Source organism: Flexivirga sp. (assembly GCF_035551235.1).
Classification (GTDB): Bacteria; Actinomycetota; Actinomycetes; order Actinomycetales; family Dermatophilaceae; genus Flexivirga.
In genome coordinates, this window is the sequence record NZ_DASZNO010000046.1 from 1 (window position 1) to 18164 (window position 18164).

The window sequence follows — 18164 nt, forward strand, 5'->3', positions numbered from 1 at the left end:
TGCACCCGGAGCACTACCTGGTGGCCGTCACTCGGCCAGGGGGGTGTACTGGTTGGCGGGAACGCGGCACGGGCACCGGTGCCCTATCAGGGCTGCGCGTCCTTGACCTCACCTGGGTGCTTGCCGGTCCCTATGTCACCAAGACCCTCGCCGAGCACGGCGCCGACATCATCAAGGTCGAATCCGCCCACCGCCAGGACCCGACGCGGTTCGCGCCGTCGATGCGGCTCCGGTCCGGCGCGGGTCCCGACGACAGCGGCTACTTCGTCAACTTCAACCGCAACAAGCGCAGCCTTGCACTGAACCTACGCAGCGCCGAAGGCCCAGAGCTGCTGCGCCGCCTCGCCGCCGAGGCCGACGTCGTGGTGGAGAACTTCTCCCCCGGCACACTCGCCAAATGGGGGCTCGACCCCGCGAACCTGCGCCTGTTGAACCCGAACTGCCTGCTGGTGTCGATGTCCGGCGTCGGAGCGAGCGGCCCATGGCAGTCCTCGGTGACTTTCGCCGACACGCTCGCTGCCTGGTCGGGCCTCAGCCATGCGACGACCGGATCCGACGGTGTCCCACAGGGATTCACCTTCGGACTCGGTGACATGGTCGCCGCGAACGCCGCCGTCGTCGCAATCCTGGAGCACCTGCTGCGTGGCGACGGCGGGTATGTCGATCTGTCCCAACTCGAAGCGTTGACAGCCCACCTCGGTCCTGCGGTGCTCGGGATGCCCGCTCACAACGCCAGCGACACCATCGGTCCGTTCACCCTGCGCGCACCCGGTGACGACCGCTGGCTCGCCGTCGGCATCGCCGCCTGCGCCGCGCTCCGATCGCTCGCCGGCGACCGTGATCCGGTGTCCTGGCTGAGTGAGTATGCCGCCACGACCGATGCCGATGAGGCTGCAACAACGTTGCAGCAGCACGGGATTGCGGCCTACCCGGTCCGCGACGGCCGCGACCTGGTCGAGCTCGACCCACAACTGGCGGCCCGAACCTTCTATCCGACACAGCACCACCCGATCGCGGGCGACATACGTGTCGAGGGTCCGGTCCACCACCTCGCCGGCACACCCCCGGTGCTGGACCGACCCGCGCCGTTGCTCGGCGAACACACCGACGAGTTGCTCACCGAGCTGCTCGACCTCGACCACACGCAGCTGCGCCGGCTTCGTGACGAAGGAGTCCTGCAATGACTGAACCCGGCTTCCGGATCGAACACGATGGTGCCGTCGCCACGCTGGTGCTGGACAACGGCCCGGTCAACACCGTCGACCCGCCGCTCATCGAGGCGCTCATCGCGGGCCTGCCGGAAATCACGGAGGACCCGACCGTGCGCGCATTGGTGGTCCGGGGCAAGGGAAAGGTCTTCGTCGGCGGGGCGGACATCCGGGTGATGCGCCGGCTCGACCCCGACACCTACACCGAGATGCGCCGGTGGACCGAGGTGCAGCAGCTGCTGGCCCGCGCAGCCAAGCCGGTGATCGCCGCGCTCAACGGCCACGCCCTCGGCGGTGGAGCCGAACTCGCGCTGGCTTGTGACCTGCGAATCCTGCATGAACGAGCGCTTTTCGGCTTTCCGGAGTCGAACCTGGGCATCTTCCCCGGCGCCGGCGGCAGCCAGCGACTCCCCCGCCTCATCGGTGCGCATCGGGCCAAGCGGCTGATGATGGACGGCACCCGGCTGACCGCGGCCGAGGCCCTCGACCAGGGGCTCGTCGACCTCGTCGCCGGCGACGACTTCGACGAGGTGGTGCGGCGGGAAGCCACCCGCCTTGCCGCGCGGCCGACCGCCACCATCGGTCTGATCAAGCGGGTCGTCGACGAGGGCATCGAGTTGCCCCTGGAGGAGGCGCTCGCCTGCGAGGGGCGTTACGTGCGGCGGAACCTCGACGTCGCAGACGCGGCCGAGGGACTGCAGGCGTTCCTCGACAAGCGCGAGCCGTGCTTCGAGGGCAGTTGAGCAGGGCTGCTCAGAAACGCTGCGCAGAAAACTCTGATCAGTTCACCAGGTTGGACGAGGACAACCGCTGGCTCGCTTCCAGCAACGCTGCGGCGAACCGCTGCACGTCGGCACGGTAGGTGGGCGCGGTGATCGACAGAGCACCGAGCAGCAGCCGGGTGCCGCTGAACAGCGGCACCGCGACCGAGCAGTACCCGAGGGTCACCTCGTCCTCCTCCAACGCATAGCCGACCTCGCGGACCCGTTGGACCTGCTTGAGCAGCAAACCCGGTGCGACCGTGGTGTGCTGGGTGAAGCGCTCCAGTTCACGACTGACGACCTCCGAGAGCACCGAGGGCGGCGAGAACGCGATCAGCACCTTGCCGGTCGCAGTGGCGTGCAACGGCATCCGCCCGGCGATGCGGGAGGGTTTCGCCGACTTCTCGCTGGCAGCGACCTTCTCCAGGTAGATGGCCTCAAGACCGTCCTTCACGACCAGGTGGACCGCTTCGCCGGTCGTGAAATGCAGCCGCTCCATCGTCGGCCGGGCTGCGTCGCGCAGCACACGGAATCGCGGTACGCGGGACCCGAGCTCGAAAGCCCGCATGCCCAAACGGTATTCGAAGCCGGAGCGCTCCAGCATGCCCCACTCGACCAGTTCCTGCGCGAGCCGGTGCACGGACGCCTTGGAGACGCCGGTCCGGCGGGAGAGCTCGGAGAGGGACAGCTCGACGTCGTCGTGCTGGAAAGCCTCCAGGATCAGCCGGGCCTTGCCCAGCACACTGTTGGCACCGTGGCCCTGGCCTTCGCCGTAGGCCTTCTCATGAGAGGCGGTTGTCATCATCACTCCTGCCGCGATCCCCAGACACCCCTCACAGAACGCACCAGCACCTCGACGAGGCGCCGCATCTCCCTGACGTCGACGGCATTCATACCCAGCGTGAAATCGACCGGGCGGCCGTCTGGTCCCTGCTGGACCTTGGGCATCCCGACCCGTGCGGTCGGAACACCGCGCATCCGCAGGATGTTGGCGTCGGTCGCGCCGCTATTGGCAAGGACCGGCTCGTGGCGCTCACCAGCCACCGCTTCCCAGGCGGCAACCGTCGCTCGCACGACCGGGGCGGCCGGGTCGGTCCGGCTCGCCGGAACCGAGGCGATCTGGCGCACCGTGAAGCACGCACCCAGCTGGGTCTCCAAAGGTGCCAAGGCTGTTCGCACTTCGCGCACGACTGACGGTGCGGTCTGCTCCGGAGTCATCCTGATGTCCATTCGCACCCGAACGGACGCCGTCGTGGACGCGGCCAACCGCTCAAAGCCGCCGTGCACGGACGACACGACGCCCTGCGGCCGCATGGTGCCGGTCTCGTGATGCTCGGCATACGTCTCGCACCAGTCCTCGAGGACCTCGATGACGCGGGCGGCGTCGCGTGCCGCGTTGCGGTAGGGCATCCGGTGGCGGCTGCCGACGTAACTGTGCTGACCAGGGATCTCGACCTCGACCCAGGTAAGTCCGACCTCCTCGTGCGAGACGGTCCAGCCCGGCTTGGCGATGATCGCGTGGTCGGTGGCGAAGCCGCGCTCGAGCAGGAACGTCGCGCCGACACCGTGTCCGGTGTTGGCACGACCCGGAACGCCGACGCCGTCGACCGCGAAGCTGGGCATGCCGCCGGCGCCGAAGCCGGCGACGACATCACCGGGCAGGTCCACTCCCGCACGTCGCATCGCCTCGATCGCGACCAGGATGCAGGCGGCGTGGCCCTTGGGGTTGCCCGCGGCGAGGCCGACGATGATGTCGTCATAGACCGTCGCGTGCGGTTGCATATCCTCCCGCAGCCGCGGCCCGGCGTCGGGGATGTCGAGGGCTTCGATGCCCGTGGTGTAGGTGTCCAGCGGCGCGTAGAGCAGCACGGTGTCGCCGTCCGGGTCACCGGGGAGCACACCGACCGCATTGGCCTGCTCGTCGTCGATGACCTGCAGGGTGGCGTCCACCCCGGCGTCCGCCAGGTGGTCGACCAGCCAGGACGCGGCTGGTCGTTCGGCGCCGGTCGGGCTCGGTATGTCGATCAGCCCGCACACCGCGTCCAGCAGGTGGTCGCGGTCGACCTGCTTCATGACCTCGGTGACGAACTGCTCGTCCTGGACGGTCACGACGACACTCCGGCTTCGCGCGCAGCGACGCTGGAGCGGAACTGCACCGAGACCGGTGGCAAGTCGCCGATCACGGCGCTGAACGAGTCGTCCTCGTGCACGTCGACCATCGGTCCGAGCGCCCCGGCGAGCACGATCTGACCGGCGCGTAGCGACAACCCGCGCCGGTGCGCCTCATTCGCCAGCCACGCCAATCCGTGCAACGGGTCGCCGTGGAAGTTGTCGGCTCCGGAGCCCCGGGAGACCACCTTGCCGTTGCAGCGCAACTCCATGGCGAATTCTCCGAGCCTCAGATTCCCGATCGGGCGTCCCTCCGGCGCGAGTACGAACAAGCCCGCGGAGGCGTTGTCGGCAATCGTATCGACTCTGGTGATGTCCCACTCGTGGATTCTGCTGTCCACGACTTCGATACCGGCGAGTACCTCGGAAACAGCAGATCGGGCGCGGTCAGCATCGATGTCCGGCTCGTCGAGGTCTTCTCCCAATCGGAAGACGACCTCGGCCTCGACCAGCGGCTGCAGCAGCCGGCGCACCGGGACCACGGCACCGTCGTGGACCTGCATGGTGTCCATCAGTGTGCCGATGGTCGGCTCGTGCACCCCGAGCTGGTCCTGCACCGCACGTGCGGTCAAACCCACCTTGCGACCCACCACCCGATCGCCGCTGATCTCGCGCAGGGCCACCACGTGCTGCTGGACGGCGTATGCCGCTTCGACGTCGGTCCGGCCGATGAGGTCGCGGACCGGCGCGCAGGTGCGACGCAGGGTCTCGGCGTGCCGCAGCCGTTCGGCCGCCTGCCCCACCGCCGGGCTGACATCCCGGATCATGCCGGCGCTCCCTCCGGCGCGGCCGGAGGACGCAGCACCGCACGGCCGGTGAGATCACCTGTCGCCATACGGTCGAAAATCGTTGCTGCTTCGTCGAATCCGAACTCCTCCACTGTCAGGGTGAGCTCTCCGGAGACGAGCAGCGGCGCGAGCTCCTCGGCATACTTCCGGGCTTCGCGGTTGCGCCGCATCATGTTGGTGGGCAGCAGAGCGACGTCCTGCAACAGCCAGTTCGGCAGGTCCAGGGTGGCGTCCTCGCCGGCGACGTACCCGATCAGCACTGCTCGGCCACCGGCCCGGACCCAGTGCATCCGGTCGCTCAGGTGTTGTCCGCCGAGCGTGTCGACGAGCAGGGTCGCCGGGCGCTCCTTGCCCAGTGTGGCGGCCCGCTCGGCGTCGGCCAGCAGCGGCTCGACGCCGTCGGGCAGCCGGTCCGCCTGCGCCTTGTCCAGCACCAGGCCCAGAACGCGAGCGCCTTCGCGCAGCGCCAGCTGGGCGACCATCGAGCCGACGGCTCCGGCCGCGCCCGCGACGATGACGACCTCGTCGGCCGCGCTCTCGACCTCGGGCACGCCCCAGTCCCCGAGCCGGCCGATGGACTGCAGAGCACACGCCGCGGTCGTGAGCGGCACGAAGTACGTGGCACCGAGGGCGGGGCCCATGCCGTCAGGTACCACTACGAGGTTCTTCTCCGGCAGTCGCACGTATTCGGCCCAGGTGCCGTCCCGGGTGAGTCCGAGACCGCCGCCGCGCAGCATCACGCGGGTCCCCGCGGCGAGCGCTGCCGACGCGACGACCGTGCCGCAGCCCTCGACTCCGCCGACGTAGGGCAGCTGCGGCTTGACTCCGAAGTCGCCGCCGGCGACCGTGCGGTCGAGGTGTCCCACTGCTGCGGCCTCGATGCGGACGAGGGACTCGCCCTCCTGATGCTCGGGCGCCGAAACCTCTTCTGCGACAGGTGGTTTACCCCAGTCGTGGACACGGACGGCCCTCATGGTCGACATCAGTGGATCCGGTTCCGGCCGATGAAATCGAGACTGAGCGGGTTGTACTTGGCGGCCTGCTCGTGCTGCGGCCAGTGCCCGCAGTCCTCGAAGAGCACAAGCTCGGAACCCTTGATGTTCGCGTGCATCGCATCAGCCTCCGGTGTCTCACCGAACGGGTTGTTGCGCCCCCAGACGATCAGGGTCGGGACGTCGATCTTTGCCAGGTCCTCGGGCCGCAGGATGTTGCGTTGCCGCGTCTCCATGTCCTGCAGGCTCAGCAGGTTCTCGACGTTGGCGACGAAGTCGGGCTGGTGGTAGATGGCGTAACGGGTCGTCACCAGCTCCTCCGTCGCGTCGGCGGGGTCGGCCATCAGCAGTTGCAGGCGCTTGCGGGTCAACTCGACGTCGTTCGTCGACACCGCCTGCCGGGTGCTGGTCCGGATACGGTCCATCACCTTCGGGTTCGCGACCGTGCCACCCGCGCACAGTAGTTGCAGACTCGCGATGCGGTCGGGGTCGTCGATGGCGGCGCGGGCACCGACCCAGCCGCCGAGCGACTCGCCGCCGATGTGTGCCTTGTCGATGCCGGCGGCGTCGAAGTAGGCGAGCAGGTGGTCGCGGTACTTCGGGATCTCGTACGGGTAGTCCGGCTTGCCGGTGTAGCCGTGGCCCAGCATGTCGATCGCGTGCACCGTGTAGTGCTCCGCGTGCGCCCGTATGTTGCGGATGAAGGCCTCCAGGTGACCGCTGGTGCCGTGCAGGAACACCACGTGCTCGTCGCCGTGGCCGGCCTGCAGCGAGCGGGTCGGCACACCGCCTGCGTCGACGGTGGTGACCTTGAAGTCGAGCCCGGCGAGCTCGGTCCAGATGGTTTGCCCGAGTGTGTCGGGCAGATCGTTGCTCATGCGAGATCCTTTGCTGGTAAAGACGATTCAGTGCAGCTTCAGTGCAGCTTCAGAGCTGGTTCAGGGCTGGTTGATGCGGTGGACCTGGGTGTTCAGATGCGCGGTCAGCTGCGGCACCAACCGCTGGTGCAGGGCGAGCCGCTGGCTCAGACGCAGTAGTCCCGCCGCGCCGGCGACGCCGGCGAGTGCGACGTAACGGGTTTTCATCGGTTGCCTCTCGTGTCTTGCTCGTATGGCGAGTTACTGGTGGTCGACCGAACGGAGGAACCCGTCGACCACGGCGTGGTAGGCGGCTGGGCGCTCCTCCTGCAGGTGGTGCGACACGTGGTCCATCACGTGCAGGTTGCCGCGCGGCACCATCCGGGAAAGCATCAGCGGGTAGTCAGGCGTCAGGAACGCGTCCTCCCGGCCCCAGATGAACAGCGTCGGTGCCTGCACCTTGCCGAGCTGCTCGGTCAGGTCCTGCCAGTCGCCCCGCGGCGAGTCCGACATGGCGGCGAGTTCGCGCTCCTCCGGGTCCAGGCTCTGCTGGTAGCGCAGGTCGAGCGTCTCCTCGGGCAGCCGCTGCGCGTCATACCACTCGAGCCGGGTGATGAGTTCGCGCATCTTCTCCCGGGTCGGGCCCTCACCGCCGTAGTAGACGTCGCGTGCCGACCGGCCGCGGTGACCCTGCTCGGGCAGGGGGGCGAGTGGCCCGTAGAAGACCGGCATCGAGCCGGTGATGACCAGCGAGCGCACCCGGTCCGGGTAATAGGCCGCGGTTGCGAGCGCGATGGTGCCGCCCCACGAGTTGCAGATCAGGTCCGCGCGCTCGATGCCGAGCGCGTCCATGAACCCCACCGTCTTGGCGGCGTGGAAGTCCCACATCGGTCCGGTGATCCGGCACTTGTCCGACTTGCCGTACTGCAGCAGGTCCAGCAGGACACAGCGCCGGTCGGCGGCGAACAGCGGTGACACGGCACCGAAGTCGCTCCACGCGGTGCAGCCGGGGCCACCACCATGCAGGAAGATCGTGTCCGCTCCCCGGCCGACATCGTGATAGTGGAAGGTCACGCCGTCCGCATCGACGAAGTGACTCTCGGGAGCCGGTCCGGCGGCGGGCGAAGTCCGAAGATCTCGAGTAGAGCTCGTTCCGCGCCCCACTCGCTCCATTGGTTCGGTGGTCATGACTTTCCTCCTGCGGGCTCGATGACGGCTGCGCCCATGCCGGTGAGCCATTCGGGCATCGGCGAGTAGCCCAGGCTGGTTCCAGGTGCGAAGCCGAGGGCCGCGGCCATCACCAGCCAGGTGCGCAGCTCCTGCCCGCCGTTGCCGGCGATCTTCTCCAGCTCGGCGGTGGTCAGTTTCGTGTACTTCTCCAGGTCGCCGGCCTCGAGGTCGGCGAGGAACTGCACGTCGAACTCCTCGAAGATGCACGGCTGGGCAGCGACGATGATCTCGCGGCGGCGCTTGTCGTAGCGCTCCCATTCGCCGCGGCCGTTGAGCCAGGCGTCGACCATGAACTCCTCGTCGTCGTCCTGCGGCTGCGACCAGTCGCTCGGCCAGGGCAGCTGATGTGACAGGCCACCCGAGGCGATGACGACCACCTTGCGGCCGTCGGCGTTTGCCTCGATCGCTTCGGCCAGACGCCGGCCGAGCGCGGCACACCGTTCGATGGTGGGCAGCGGCTGAGCGAAGACGTTGACGACGAGCGGGACCACCGGGATGTCGATGCCGTCCAGCAGGTACTGGATGGCGTGGGACTGGCCGTGGTCGATCTGCAGGCGCGCCGAGATCGCGACCTCGGACCCGGCCTCCACCAGATGAGTGGCGAGCTGCTGAGCGAAGACCGGGTCGGTTTTCTGCGGGCCCTTCGGTGTGCCCGATTCACCGGATGCGATGACGTCACCGACGCCCATCGTGAATGACGGGATCAGGTCCAACCAGAAGCCACGGAAGTGATTGGAGCCGATGATCACCGCGATGTCGGGCTGGATGTCCCGCAGCCGACGATTGATGTGTTCCAAGGACTCGCGGAATGCCTCGGCGCGCTCGGTATGCACCACCTTGTCCCAGTGGGTATTCATCAGGGTGGAGTGAGATGCGCCTATTCCCAACGAGATTGCAGTCATGTATGTCGCTCCTCTCAGCTGTCTTCTTGTTGGGCGTCGGCCGGGGCGAGACCCAGCTCGGCCAGTCGCTCGATGCGCTCCTCGGTCACGTCCTCAGCCAGCTTTCGCCACTGCAACAACGACGCGTCCGGGCGATAGAGCTTCTCCGGCGGGGCGTCGGTCATCTCGACCATCCACTTGTCCTGGCTGGAGAACTGCCCGTGGAAGAGCCACCGCACGGCCCCGAGGTACTTCACGTAGAAGGGAATCGTCTGAATTCCCTTGCTGAAGTTGGCCATCACGCCGACATACAGATGGTTGTCCTCGTCGACCGGCGTGTAGAACTCGTAGTGGATGAAGGTCGGGTAGACGACCCGAAGGATGCCGGGCATCGCCACCGACACGAAGCCGGGGAAGCCCTGTTTCGCGATCACCGGGTTGGGCTCGCGCTGCGAGCCCACATTGCCGATGTTGGAGACCTTCCCGGACGGCTTCTGCTTGTACCAAGCCAGGCTCGTCCACTTGCCCACGCCCGGGAAGTCGGCCTCCCAGTGCTGCTCCTCCTGCACCCGGAAGATCCAGCGACCACGCTTCTCGATCCGGGTGATGTTCCAGACGGGCATCGCCTTGAAGAGCCTCCACAGGGCGGTGCGGTGCAGGAACTTGGCGTGCCCCTCGTCATACCCGTTCTCACAGGCGAAGCGCCAATTGCCTTCGCGCGGCTGGATTCTCGAGCCGACGACGGCCGGGTTCTCCACGAGCTCCTCGGGCAGCTGGTCGTCGATCGGGTGCGGCTCCTCGCCGTCGCCGACGTAAATCCAGACCATGCCGAGTCGTTCCTCGACGTCATACGTGGGCTGCGTGACCTTGCCGCACAGTCGCGACTCCGGACCATCGGTGATGACCGCGCACAGATCGCCGGACTTCAGGTCGAAGGTCCAGCCGTGGTAGACGCAGGACAAGGTCCCGGGGAACTGCTTGTTGCCGTAGGTCAATGGCACCCCGCGGTGTGGGCACCGGTTGGCGAGCGCGTAGACCGTGCCCTTGTCACGGACAATCGCGATGTCCTCGCCGAGCAGTTTGATCCGGACGGGCCGGTCCCCGACGTGGGACGAGTACGTCACCGGATACCAGTAGCCCCGGAAGCCTGCCTTCGCCGCGTTGTAGTGCGGCCAGGTGGACCAGTCCTGGCGGCCGGGCAGCTTGCCCGCCCGGTGTCGTGGTGCGGGCATTTCGGTGCGGCGATCGGCCGGGGATCCGGCAGCGCCGGCAGCCTCCGGATTCGCAGTCTGCGTCATGGTTTCACTCCAGTCCTCGTGGTCTGGACCGAGCAGACCACCGCTGTGGAGCGGGTCACAACCGCATCGGTTCGTCCACCGGAACACGACCTCGCGGAGGACGGGATCACGTCTCCGACCAGCGGGTATTCCGGTGAGCGGTCCACGCCGCGAGACGGCGGCACCCGCACCTTCTTACATTCCTGGTCTTCCACAGAACCAGGAGGTCAGCGTGAGCAAGGCTCAGAAACTGGCGACCGACATCCTCATCCTCGGGGCCGGCCCGACCGGGCTGTATGGCGCCTACTACGCGGGATTCCGCGGCCTGTCGACGATCGTCGTGGACGTCCTTCCCCAGGTGGGCGGCCAGGTGATGGCGCTCTACCCGGAGAAGCAGATCCGCGATGTCGCCGGGCTACCCAGCATCCGCGGTCGCGACTTCGTAGCCGCGCTCAAGGAACAGGCCGATGCCTTCTCCCCCACCTACTTGCTGGGTCGGCAAGCGGTGACCATCGAGTACCTGCAGGATGCTCCCGTCGTCACGCTCGACGACGGGACGCAGATCGAGGCCGGCGCGGTTGTGGTGACCGCCGGTATCGGCACACCGAAACCCCGTCCACTGGAAGCGGGTTCGGAGTGGTTGGAGCGAGGACTGTCGTACTTCGTCGTGGACCCGGAGGCCCACCGCGACCAGGACGTGGTGATCGTCGGCGGCGGCGACTCGGCTCTCGACTGGGCCGATGCGTTGTCCTCCATCGCGGCGTCGGTGACGCTCGTGCACCGACGTGCGAGCTTCCGCGGCCACGCCGCGACCCTGGCCCGCGTCGAGACTGCACCGAACACCACGGTGCTGACCGAATGCCAGGTGACCGCGATCGAGGGCGACCTCGCCGCCGGACAACTGCAGAAGGTGACGCTGAGCCACGTCTCCGGTGACGAGCAAGTGGTCGCGGCCGATCATGTGATCGCGGCGCTCGGTTTCATCTCCGACATCGGACCGCTGCGCCAGTGGGGTCTGACACTCGCAGGCCGGTCCATCTCCGTCGACCGGTCCATGCGCACGAACCTCCCCCGCGTCTACGCAGCCGGTGACGTCGCCGACTTCGACGGCAAGGTGAAACTGATGTCGGTCGGCTTCGGCGAGGTCGCTCTCGCGGTCAATCACGTCGCGGTCGATCTCGACCCGGAACTGAATCTCTTCCCCGGTCACTCGACCGACGAGTCCTGAAACCTCACGGATACCTCGTGAATCCCATTGTCCCGAAAGGAAATTGACATGGCCTACGTAATCGGACCCGGCTGCACCGACATACTCGACCGGTCGTGCATCGACGTGTGCCCGGTCGACTGCATCTACGTCGGCGACCGCAAGAGTTACATCAACGGCAACGAATGCATCGACTGCGGTGCGTGCGAGGTCGAGTGCCCGGTCGAAGCGATCGTCGTGGACCGGGTCGCGAAGAAGAAGCCGGAGCTGACACCGTTCCTGGAGGATCAGGTGGCGTTCTTCGCCGACGTGCTCCCGGGTCGCGATGCGCCGCTCGGCGATCCCAACGGTGCGACGCCGCTGGGCCCGGTCGGTGTCGACACTCCCCTGGTCGCAGCGCTGCCCTCGAATCAGTGACCCTCACAGCGGGTGACGGGCCGGTTCTGGTCACCGGCGGCACCAGTGGCATCGGCCTCGGCGTAGCTTCGGCGATCCTGCGAGCCGGTCGACCTGTCGCCATACTCGGGAGGGACGCGGAGCGTGCCGATGCTGCCGCGAAACAGCTTCGCGCGCAAGGGAATCCGGACCAGGTGCTCGTTCGGTATGGCGATACTACGTCGCCGGACGACCTTGCCGGGGCGGTGCACGACGTCGTTGACCAGTGGGGGCGTCTCGACGGCTTGGTCACCACGGCCGGTCGGCTGGCCCGCGGCTCGCTGCTCACGTTGTCGCCCGACGAATTCGAGCAGGCTTGGCGGGTCAACGTGCACGGCACCTGGCTGGCGATGCGCGCCTGCGTGCCGACCATGCAGGAGCAGGGGCACGGCAGGATCGTGACCATCGGGTCCGTGCTCGGCAGCACCGGTACGCCGGAACGCGGTGGCTACGCGGCAACCAAGGGAGCCGTTGCCGCGTTGAGCCGCTCCATTGCGCTCGAGCTGGCTCGCACCGGGATCACGGTCAATTGCGTCGCACCTGGCCCGGTCCGTACGTCGATGAACGCCGACGACGCGGCCGGCAAGTTCGACGACCTGATCCCCGCGGGTCGCTGGGGTCGACCCGCGGACATCGCGCACGCCATCGTGAGCCTGCTTGACGAGGCGGCCGGCTGGACCACAGGAACCGTTGTCCACGTAGACGGCGGATACACCGCTCGCTGAGGAGAAGCATGGCTCCGACACTGCCCTTGACCGGGACGGGACTGCGATATACCGAGTCGCACCAGGGCGATCCGGGGCGCGTCCCGGTCCTGTTGCTGCACCCATGGTTCGGTTGCCGCGCCTTCTGGGACCGCACTGCGGAACAACTGGCCGCACCCACCGTGGCGGTCGACTGGTATTCGCTGAGTGACGGCGACTGGGCGCCGTGGGCCAGCCCGGAGCGGCTCGCCGAAGCGGTGATCGTGCTGCTCGACACCATGGAGGTTCCGCAGGTCGACGTCGTCGGCAACAGCGTCGGCGGGATCGTCGCCCAGCTGCTGGCAGCCCGGCATCCCGAACGCGTGCACCGGTTGGCGCTGGTCGGCACCGGCGCAAGTCTGGATGGACCGCCCAGCCAGTTCGGCGAACTCGTGACGGCATGGGTGGAAGGTGCCGCCAACCGTCGTGAGCTTGCACCACGGATGGTCGACGCTTTGGTCGCGTGCCCCCTCCCCCGCGCCGACCGTCACGAATACGTACGCGCCGTACTCGACGCCGACCCCGACTTCATCAGTGCAGTGCTCGTGGCTGCGCGGCGGCTGGACCTCCGGCCGGAGCTTTCGCGAATCACCGCGCCAACACTCATCCTTCGCGGAGAACTCGACAGCGCGCGTAGTCCGGATCATGTCACCGAACTGCTCCACGGCATCCCCGACTCACGAGCCGTGGAGATCCCCGGGTGTGGGCATTCTCCGATGATCGAGCGCCCAGGCCTCTTCAACGCCCTGGTCGAGGGTCACCTGATGCTTGGCGCCGCTTCATCCGGCCCGAAGATTCCCAGCACCACGAAGAAATGGAAATGACCCATGTGGGCCCAAAAGCTTGTACGGCCAGGCGTGTTCGAGCAGGTCGACGTGGCAGCGCCCGACCTCACCACAGCTTTACCTGGCCAGACCATACTTCGAGTCGAAGCCGGCGCAATTTGCGGTAGCGACCTGCCCTACTTCAACGGCGAGACCTGCATCCACTTCGATGATGAGGCTCCGTTCGCCGCGAACGTGCCCGGCTTCCCTCTGCATGAGGTTGTCGGTGAGGTCGTCGCGAGTGATGACCCGGAGCTGCCGGTCGGCACCCGTGCGGTGGGCTGGGCGACCGGCTTCTCCGCGCTGGCCGAGTTCACCGTGACCGACAGTGACAGCTTGCTCGCGATTCCCGACGACCTGGATTCGGCACACGCGCTGACCCTGCAACCGCTCGCCTGCGTCACGGAGACGGTGCACTCGCTCGGCCCGGTCGACGGCCTGCGTGTCGCGGTGCTGGGGCTCGGACCGTTCGGACTGCTGTTCTCGCACGTACTCGCCGACGCGGGTGCAGCGGAAGTGATCGGGGTCGATCGCCTGGATCGCTCGGCCATCGCAGACGACTTCGGGATCGACACGTGCGTGCACAGTTCAACCGGCCGGTGGGCAGGTTCGCTCACCGACGACGAACGCCCGGATCTGGTCATCGAGGCGATCGGGCACCAGACGGCGACGCTCGCCGATGCTGTCGAAGCCGTGGCCGAGAACGGGCGGATCTTCTGCTTCGGTGTCCCCGATGAGCCGGTCTATCCGCTGCCGATGCAGGACCTGTTCCGCAAGCACGCCACGTTGACCGGTGGGATCGTCGCGGAGCGTCGTCGTTGCCTGCAGTTCGCCCTGGGTTACCAGCGCCGGTACCCCGAGCTGCAGAAGCAATTGGTCTCGCACACCTTCGATTTCACCGAGGCGCAGCTGGCGTTCGAGCTGGCTTCACGTCCGGCGTCCGGGCGACTCAAGGTCCAGCTCATCCGCTGAGATCACGCCCCGGCGGCGGTGGCCTTGCCGGCGTGCTGGGAGTACCAATCGCGGTTCATGATCGTGGCCAACTCGACGTCGCCGTCGACTGCCTTGATGGATTTCAAGAACTGCAGCAGGTCCCGGGTCGCCCGGAAGTCCGCGTCCGAGAAGCCACGCACGTCGAATTCGATGTCGGACACTGCGGATTCGGCGGTCTTCTTCGGCACGTCAACCTGCGCTGCAGTGGCCCGCACACCGAGTGCCGGCTCCTTGCGAACCCGTGCCGCGGCCTTGCCGAGCACGTCGACGACGATGCCGGCGGTCTTCTCGTTGCCCTTCAGCCAGGCCGCGTCCGCGATGATCCACTGGCTGTAGCCCGCGTGGAAGTCCTTGCTCTCGGCGACCACGCGACCGCCCTGCTTGACCGCTCGGGACACCCACGGGTCGAAGATCACGCAGCCGTCGGCATCGCCCCTGGACAGGATGGCGTCGAAGTCCGGCGGGGCCGCCTGCACCATCTTGATGTCGCTGGCCTGGCGGCCGATGCTGCGCATGTACTTCCCGGTCATGTACTGGCCGAGGCCCGGGAAGTAGACCATGCTGCGGATCGTCGCGGGCTTGACGCCCTTGCGCAGGACCACCTTGAAGTAGGTGTCCGAGTGCTCGAAGCTGGCGATGGCCGCGATCTTGTCGCTCTTGGCGGCAACCGGGAGCACCGTGGCGTCGGCGTTCACCGACAGCTGGGTGGTGCCGGCCGAGACGTTCTGCACACCGGCCGCACCGCCCTCCACCTGCACGAATTCGACGGACACACCGGCGTCCTCGAACATGCCGTCCCGCTGCGCCAGATAGATCGGGGCGTATGACGGGTCGACACCGACCGAGAGCCGAACCTTCGGCTTCCCGGCCTTGCCGCCGCTCGTGCTGCCCGAAGAACATGCCGCGAGGCCGAACGCGGTCGCGGCGAGCCCGGCCGAGCGCAGCACGCCGCGCCTGGTGAAAGTGCTGGTCATCATGCTCCTTGAAGGTTTGTTCAGAACAGACAGGCGGGGTGCCGGCGCGGGGTCAGACCTTGACGCCATACCGGCGCAGGGGCCGCACGCACAGTCGCAGCACCCGGTCGAAGAGGAAGCCGAGCGCACCGAGCACGATGATGCCGACGAAGACCCAGTCGATGTGTCCGTAGTTGCGCGAGGTCCAGATCAACGCACCCAGGCCTTCCTGCGCGGCCACGATCTCTGCGGACACGATCGTCAGGAAGCTGTTGCCCATCGCCAGGCGAGCGCCGGTGACGATGTGCGGAATCGTCGAAGGCAGCACGATGGTCCGCAGGATCTGCACCTTGCTGGCGCCGAGGCTGGCCGCCGCCCGCAGCTTGGTCTCGTCGGTCGACACCGCGCCCGAGATGGTGTTGATCACCACGACGAAGACCGAGGTGTAGAAGATCAGCACGATCTTCGACGACTCGCCGATGCCCAACCAGATGATCGCCAGGGTCACGAACGCGATCGGTGGGATGAACCGGAAGAACTCGATGTACGGGTCGAGCAACTCGCGGACGATGGTGATGCGTCCCATGAGCAGGCCGAGCGGAGCACCGACCACGACACCGAGTGCCCAGCCGATGAAGATCCGTCGGCTCGAGGCCCAGATCGACTGCCACAGTGTGCCGTCCGACCACAGATCGACGGCGCCGTGCCACGTCTCGGAAGGAGACGCGACCAGCGCCGGCCCGAAGTGTGAGGCCAGCAGCTGCCAGACCAGCAGCCCGAGTGCGATCGAGACGACGAAGAGTCCGGCGCGACGCAGCGGCCCGGTGAGCTTGGACTGTTGCCCACGCCGGCGTGCCTTGTCCGTGGCCGGCGTCGTGGTCGCCGGCTTGGTCTCTGCGAGTGTCATGACTCCTCCTGGGTCAATCCCTGGCCCTGCAATGCCTTGCGCACCTCGGCGCCGATGTCGTCCCGCAGTTTTCGGTGCAGGGCGATCGCCTGGTCACTCGCTTCGTCGCGGGGGCGTGGAATGTCGACCTCGTAACTCGACTTGATGGTGGCTGCCGGACCTGCCGTCATCACCAGAATGCGGTCGGCGAGGACGATCGCCTCGTCGATGTCGTGCGTCACGAAGATCACCGTGCAACCGCTGCTGCGCCAGATCCGGTCGAGCTCCTGCTGCATGACCTGCCGGGTCTGTGCGTCGAGGGCGCCGAACGGTTCGTCCATCAGCACCACCCGAGGCTCGTTGGCGAGCACCCTTGCGATCTGGGCACGTTGGCGCATGCCGCCGGACAATTGACGTGGCAATTTGTCCGCGGCATGGGCCAGCCCGACGAGCGAGAGGAACTCATCGGAGATCGCCTCGCGTTGCTTCTTGCCGACGCCGCGCATCTTCGGCCCGTACTCGATGTTCTGCCGAATGGTCAGCCAGTCGAACAACGCTTCGCTGCTCTGGAAAACCATCCCGATATCGAGGCTCGCGCCACGTATCTCGTTGCCCTCCAGGTGAATCTGTCCTTCGGCAGGCTTCTCGAACCCCGCCACTGCGGAGATCAGCGTGGACTTTCCGCAACCGCTGGGTCCGAGCAGGCAGACGAACTCACCCGCCCGGACCGAGACATCGACACTGTCGACAGCCGTGAAGTCGCCGAATTTGATCGTCACGCCGTCCAGCTCGAGGGCTGCGCCCCGGGCCTCGACATCCGGGGCGGTCGAGGAGGGTGTGTCGGGTTTCGCTGTGCTTACAGCCATTTGTTCACTCACTCAATTCCGTCGGTCGCTCAAGGCTTCGCGACGTGCTCGTCGTACCAGCCGTTGAGGATGTTCGGCTTGATGTCCAACGCCTTGTTCAGCGTTCCCTTCTTCACGAAGTACTTGATCTGGTCCTGGTAGGACGTCATGTCCTTGCCGTTGAAGTCACGCACCTTCCAGTCGACGAGTTCGATCGCCTGCTTCGCATCGGCCTTCTTGATCTTGGCTTCGGCCTGCACGGCCACAGCCGCACGATCGGGGTCCTTCGCGGTGATCTTGGATGCCTTGTCGAGCACCTTGGCCACCTTGGCTGCCTCCTTCTCGTGTCCCTTGAGCCACGTGGAGTCGGCAACCGCCCAGTGGACGTAGGAGTAGCCGTATGAGCCGGTGTCCGTCAGTTCCTTCAGGCCGAGCTTGACGCCGTTCGAAGGCCACGGCTCCCAGAGGAGATAGGCGTCGACCGTCCCCTTCTTGGTGAGCGCAGGAAGCGAGGACGGGTCCGACTCAACGAACTTCACCGAGTCGAGCGGCACCTTGTTGGCCTCGAAGTACTTCTGGGCCATGTAGTCGCTGAGGCCCTGCGTCACGCCCATCTTCTTGATCTGGCTCGCCTTGGTGATGCCGGGCTTGGCCACGACCTTCAAGTACTTGCCGGACTGTTCGTAGATGAACATCGCCCGCAGGTCGGGGTTCTGCTTCAGCAGGGTGAGGGTCGTCGTGTCCGAGTTGCCGGCCATCTCCACCTGGTCACCCGCGATGGCCTGCACGGCGTCACCGCCTCGGCCGAACTGCACCAGCTTCACATTGAGTCCGGCGTCCTTGAACATCCCGTCCGTGTCGGCCAGGAAGAACGGCGCGTATGCCGCGTCGATCCCGACACCGATACGGATCGTGTCGCCACTGCCTCCGCCCGCTGCACCCTTGCCGCCGGCACCGGATCCGCCACACGCGGCGAGCCCCACGGCCGCGCTCATCACGATGCCGACGCCGATCCAACGTCGATTGCTGGCTCGTCGCATGTCTACCTCTTTCTCGCGTGGAGCGCTGCTGCCGCGTCCATGTGCGTGGTGACGCTAGTCACGTTCCGGGGGCCG

At 67.0% G+C, this 18164-nt stretch carries 20 protein-coding genes; 7 read left to right on the forward strand and 13 right to left on the reverse strand.

All coding sequences use genetic code 11. The features are described from left to right. A partial coding sequence (locus tag VG502_RS16375) for a CaiB/BaiF CoA transferase family protein (protein ID WP_325551148.1) occupies positions 1-1184 on the forward strand: 1184 nt, incomplete at its 5' end. After that, positions 1181-1951, forward strand: a complete 771-nt coding sequence (locus tag VG502_RS16380; protein ID WP_325551149.1) for an enoyl-CoA hydratase/isomerase family protein — start codon at positions 1181-1183, stop codon at positions 1949-1951. The genes VG502_RS16375 and VG502_RS16380, both read left to right, overlap by 4 nt. 37 nt (positions 1952-1988) lie before the next feature. Here the strand turns inward: VG502_RS16380 and VG502_RS16385 are convergent, their stop codons facing one another. From VG502_RS16385 to VG502_RS16425, 9 genes are read right to left on the reverse strand one after another with little or no spacing between them, the layout of a single operon-like run. Beyond that, complete coding sequence (locus VG502_RS16385; RefSeq protein ID WP_325551150.1) at positions 1989-2771, reverse strand: IclR family transcriptional regulator; 783 nt, start codon at positions 2769-2771, stop codon at positions 1989-1991. Positions 2772-2773: 2 nt separating this feature from the next. Then, positions 2774-4078 (reverse strand): M20 family metallopeptidase, encoded by a 1305-nt coding sequence (locus VG502_RS16390; protein WP_325551151.1) that lies wholly within the window; start codon positions 4076-4078, stop codon positions 2774-2776. Next, positions 4075-4905 carry a 2-keto-4-pentenoate hydratase gene (locus VG502_RS16395; protein ID WP_325551152.1) on the reverse strand — a complete coding sequence of 277 codons (831 nt, stop codon included), beginning with the start codon at positions 4903-4905 and terminating at the stop codon, positions 4075-4077. The genes VG502_RS16390 and VG502_RS16395 overlap by 4 nt, the downstream gene beginning before the upstream one ends. Beyond that, on the reverse strand, positions 4902-5909 hold the full coding sequence (locus tag VG502_RS16400; protein ID WP_325551153.1) for a quinone oxidoreductase family protein: 1008 nt from the start codon (positions 5907-5909) through the stop codon (positions 4902-4904). The genes VG502_RS16395 and VG502_RS16400 overlap by 4 nt, the downstream gene beginning before the upstream one ends. After that, positions 5909-6796: an alpha/beta fold hydrolase gene (locus VG502_RS16405; protein ID WP_325551154.1), complete on the reverse strand. Its 888-nt coding sequence runs from the start codon at positions 6794-6796 to the stop codon at positions 5909-5911. Before VG502_RS16405 ends, VG502_RS16400 begins: the two co-directional genes overlap by 1 nt. Positions 6797-6856: 60 nt before the next feature. After that, positions 6857-7003 (reverse strand): hypothetical protein, encoded by a 147-nt coding sequence (locus VG502_RS16410; RefSeq protein ID WP_325551155.1) that lies wholly within the window; start codon positions 7001-7003, stop codon positions 6857-6859. A 33-nt stretch (positions 7004-7036) separates the two neighbouring features. Then, positions 7037-7963 carry an alpha/beta fold hydrolase gene (locus VG502_RS16415; RefSeq protein WP_325551156.1) on the reverse strand — a complete coding sequence of 309 codons (927 nt, stop codon included), beginning with the start codon at positions 7961-7963 and terminating at the stop codon, positions 7037-7039. Further along, positions 7960-8907 carry a DODA-type extradiol aromatic ring-opening family dioxygenase gene (locus VG502_RS16420; RefSeq protein WP_325551157.1) on the reverse strand — a complete coding sequence of 316 codons (948 nt, stop codon included), beginning with the start codon at positions 8905-8907 and terminating at the stop codon, positions 7960-7962. Before VG502_RS16420 ends, VG502_RS16415 begins: the two co-directional genes overlap by 4 nt. 14 nt (positions 8908-8921) lie before the next feature. Continuing rightward, positions 8922-10184 (reverse strand): Rieske 2Fe-2S domain-containing protein, encoded by a 1263-nt coding sequence (locus VG502_RS16425; protein ID WP_325551158.1) that lies wholly within the window; start codon positions 10182-10184, stop codon positions 8922-8924. A 211-nt stretch (positions 10185-10395) separates the two neighbouring features. Here VG502_RS16425 and VG502_RS16430 point away from each other — a divergent pair, with 211 nt between their 5' ends. From VG502_RS16430 to VG502_RS16450, 5 genes are read left to right on the forward strand one after another with little or no spacing between them, the layout of a single operon-like run. Then, the gene (locus VG502_RS16430) at positions 10396-11391 is read left to right on the forward strand and encodes an NAD(P)/FAD-dependent oxidoreductase (protein WP_325551159.1); all 996 of its coding nucleotides are present in this window, start codon (positions 10396-10398) and stop codon (positions 11389-11391) included. Positions 11392-11439: 48 nt separating this feature from the next. Then, entirely contained in the window at positions 11440-11787 is a 348-nt protein-coding gene (locus VG502_RS16435) for an indolepyruvate ferredoxin oxidoreductase subunit alpha (protein WP_325551160.1), read from the forward strand. Next, on the forward strand, positions 11784-12530 hold the full coding sequence (locus VG502_RS16440; protein ID WP_325551161.1) for an SDR family NAD(P)-dependent oxidoreductase: 747 nt from the start codon (positions 11784-11786) through the stop codon (positions 12528-12530). The genes VG502_RS16435 and VG502_RS16440 overlap by 4 nt, the downstream gene beginning before the upstream one ends. A gap of 8 nt (positions 12531-12538) precedes the next feature. Continuing rightward, positions 12539-13372: an alpha/beta fold hydrolase gene (locus VG502_RS16445; RefSeq protein WP_325551162.1), complete on the forward strand. Its 834-nt coding sequence runs from the start codon at positions 12539-12541 to the stop codon at positions 13370-13372. A 51-nt stretch (positions 13373-13423) separates the two neighbouring features. After that, complete coding sequence (locus VG502_RS16450) at positions 13424-14344, forward strand: zinc-binding dehydrogenase (RefSeq protein WP_325551163.1); 921 nt, start codon at positions 13424-13426, stop codon at positions 14342-14344. A gap of 2 nt (positions 14345-14346) precedes the next feature. On the opposite strand, the gene VG502_RS16455 is transcribed toward VG502_RS16450, so the two are convergent. From VG502_RS16455 to VG502_RS16470, 4 genes are read right to left on the reverse strand one after another with little or no spacing between them, the layout of a single operon-like run. Then, positions 14347-15339, reverse strand: a complete 993-nt coding sequence (locus VG502_RS16455) for an ABC transporter substrate-binding protein (RefSeq protein WP_325551164.1) — start codon at positions 15337-15339, stop codon at positions 14347-14349. 52 nt (positions 15340-15391) lie between these two features. After that, positions 15392-16225, reverse strand: coding sequence for an ABC transporter permease (locus tag VG502_RS16460; RefSeq protein WP_325551165.1), 834 nt, complete (start codon positions 16223-16225; stop codon positions 15392-15394). Further along, a complete protein-coding gene (locus tag VG502_RS16465; protein WP_325551166.1) occupies positions 16222-17070 on the reverse strand; it encodes an ABC transporter ATP-binding protein in 849 nt (282 codons plus the stop codon). The genes VG502_RS16460 and VG502_RS16465 overlap by 4 nt, the downstream gene beginning before the upstream one ends. A 29-nt stretch (positions 17071-17099) precedes the next feature. Continuing rightward, the gene (locus VG502_RS16470) at positions 17100-18089 is read right to left on the reverse strand and encodes an ABC transporter substrate-binding protein (RefSeq protein WP_325551167.1); all 990 of its coding nucleotides are present in this window, start codon (positions 18087-18089) and stop codon (positions 17100-17102) included. Positions 18090-18164: the final 75 nt, after the last annotated feature.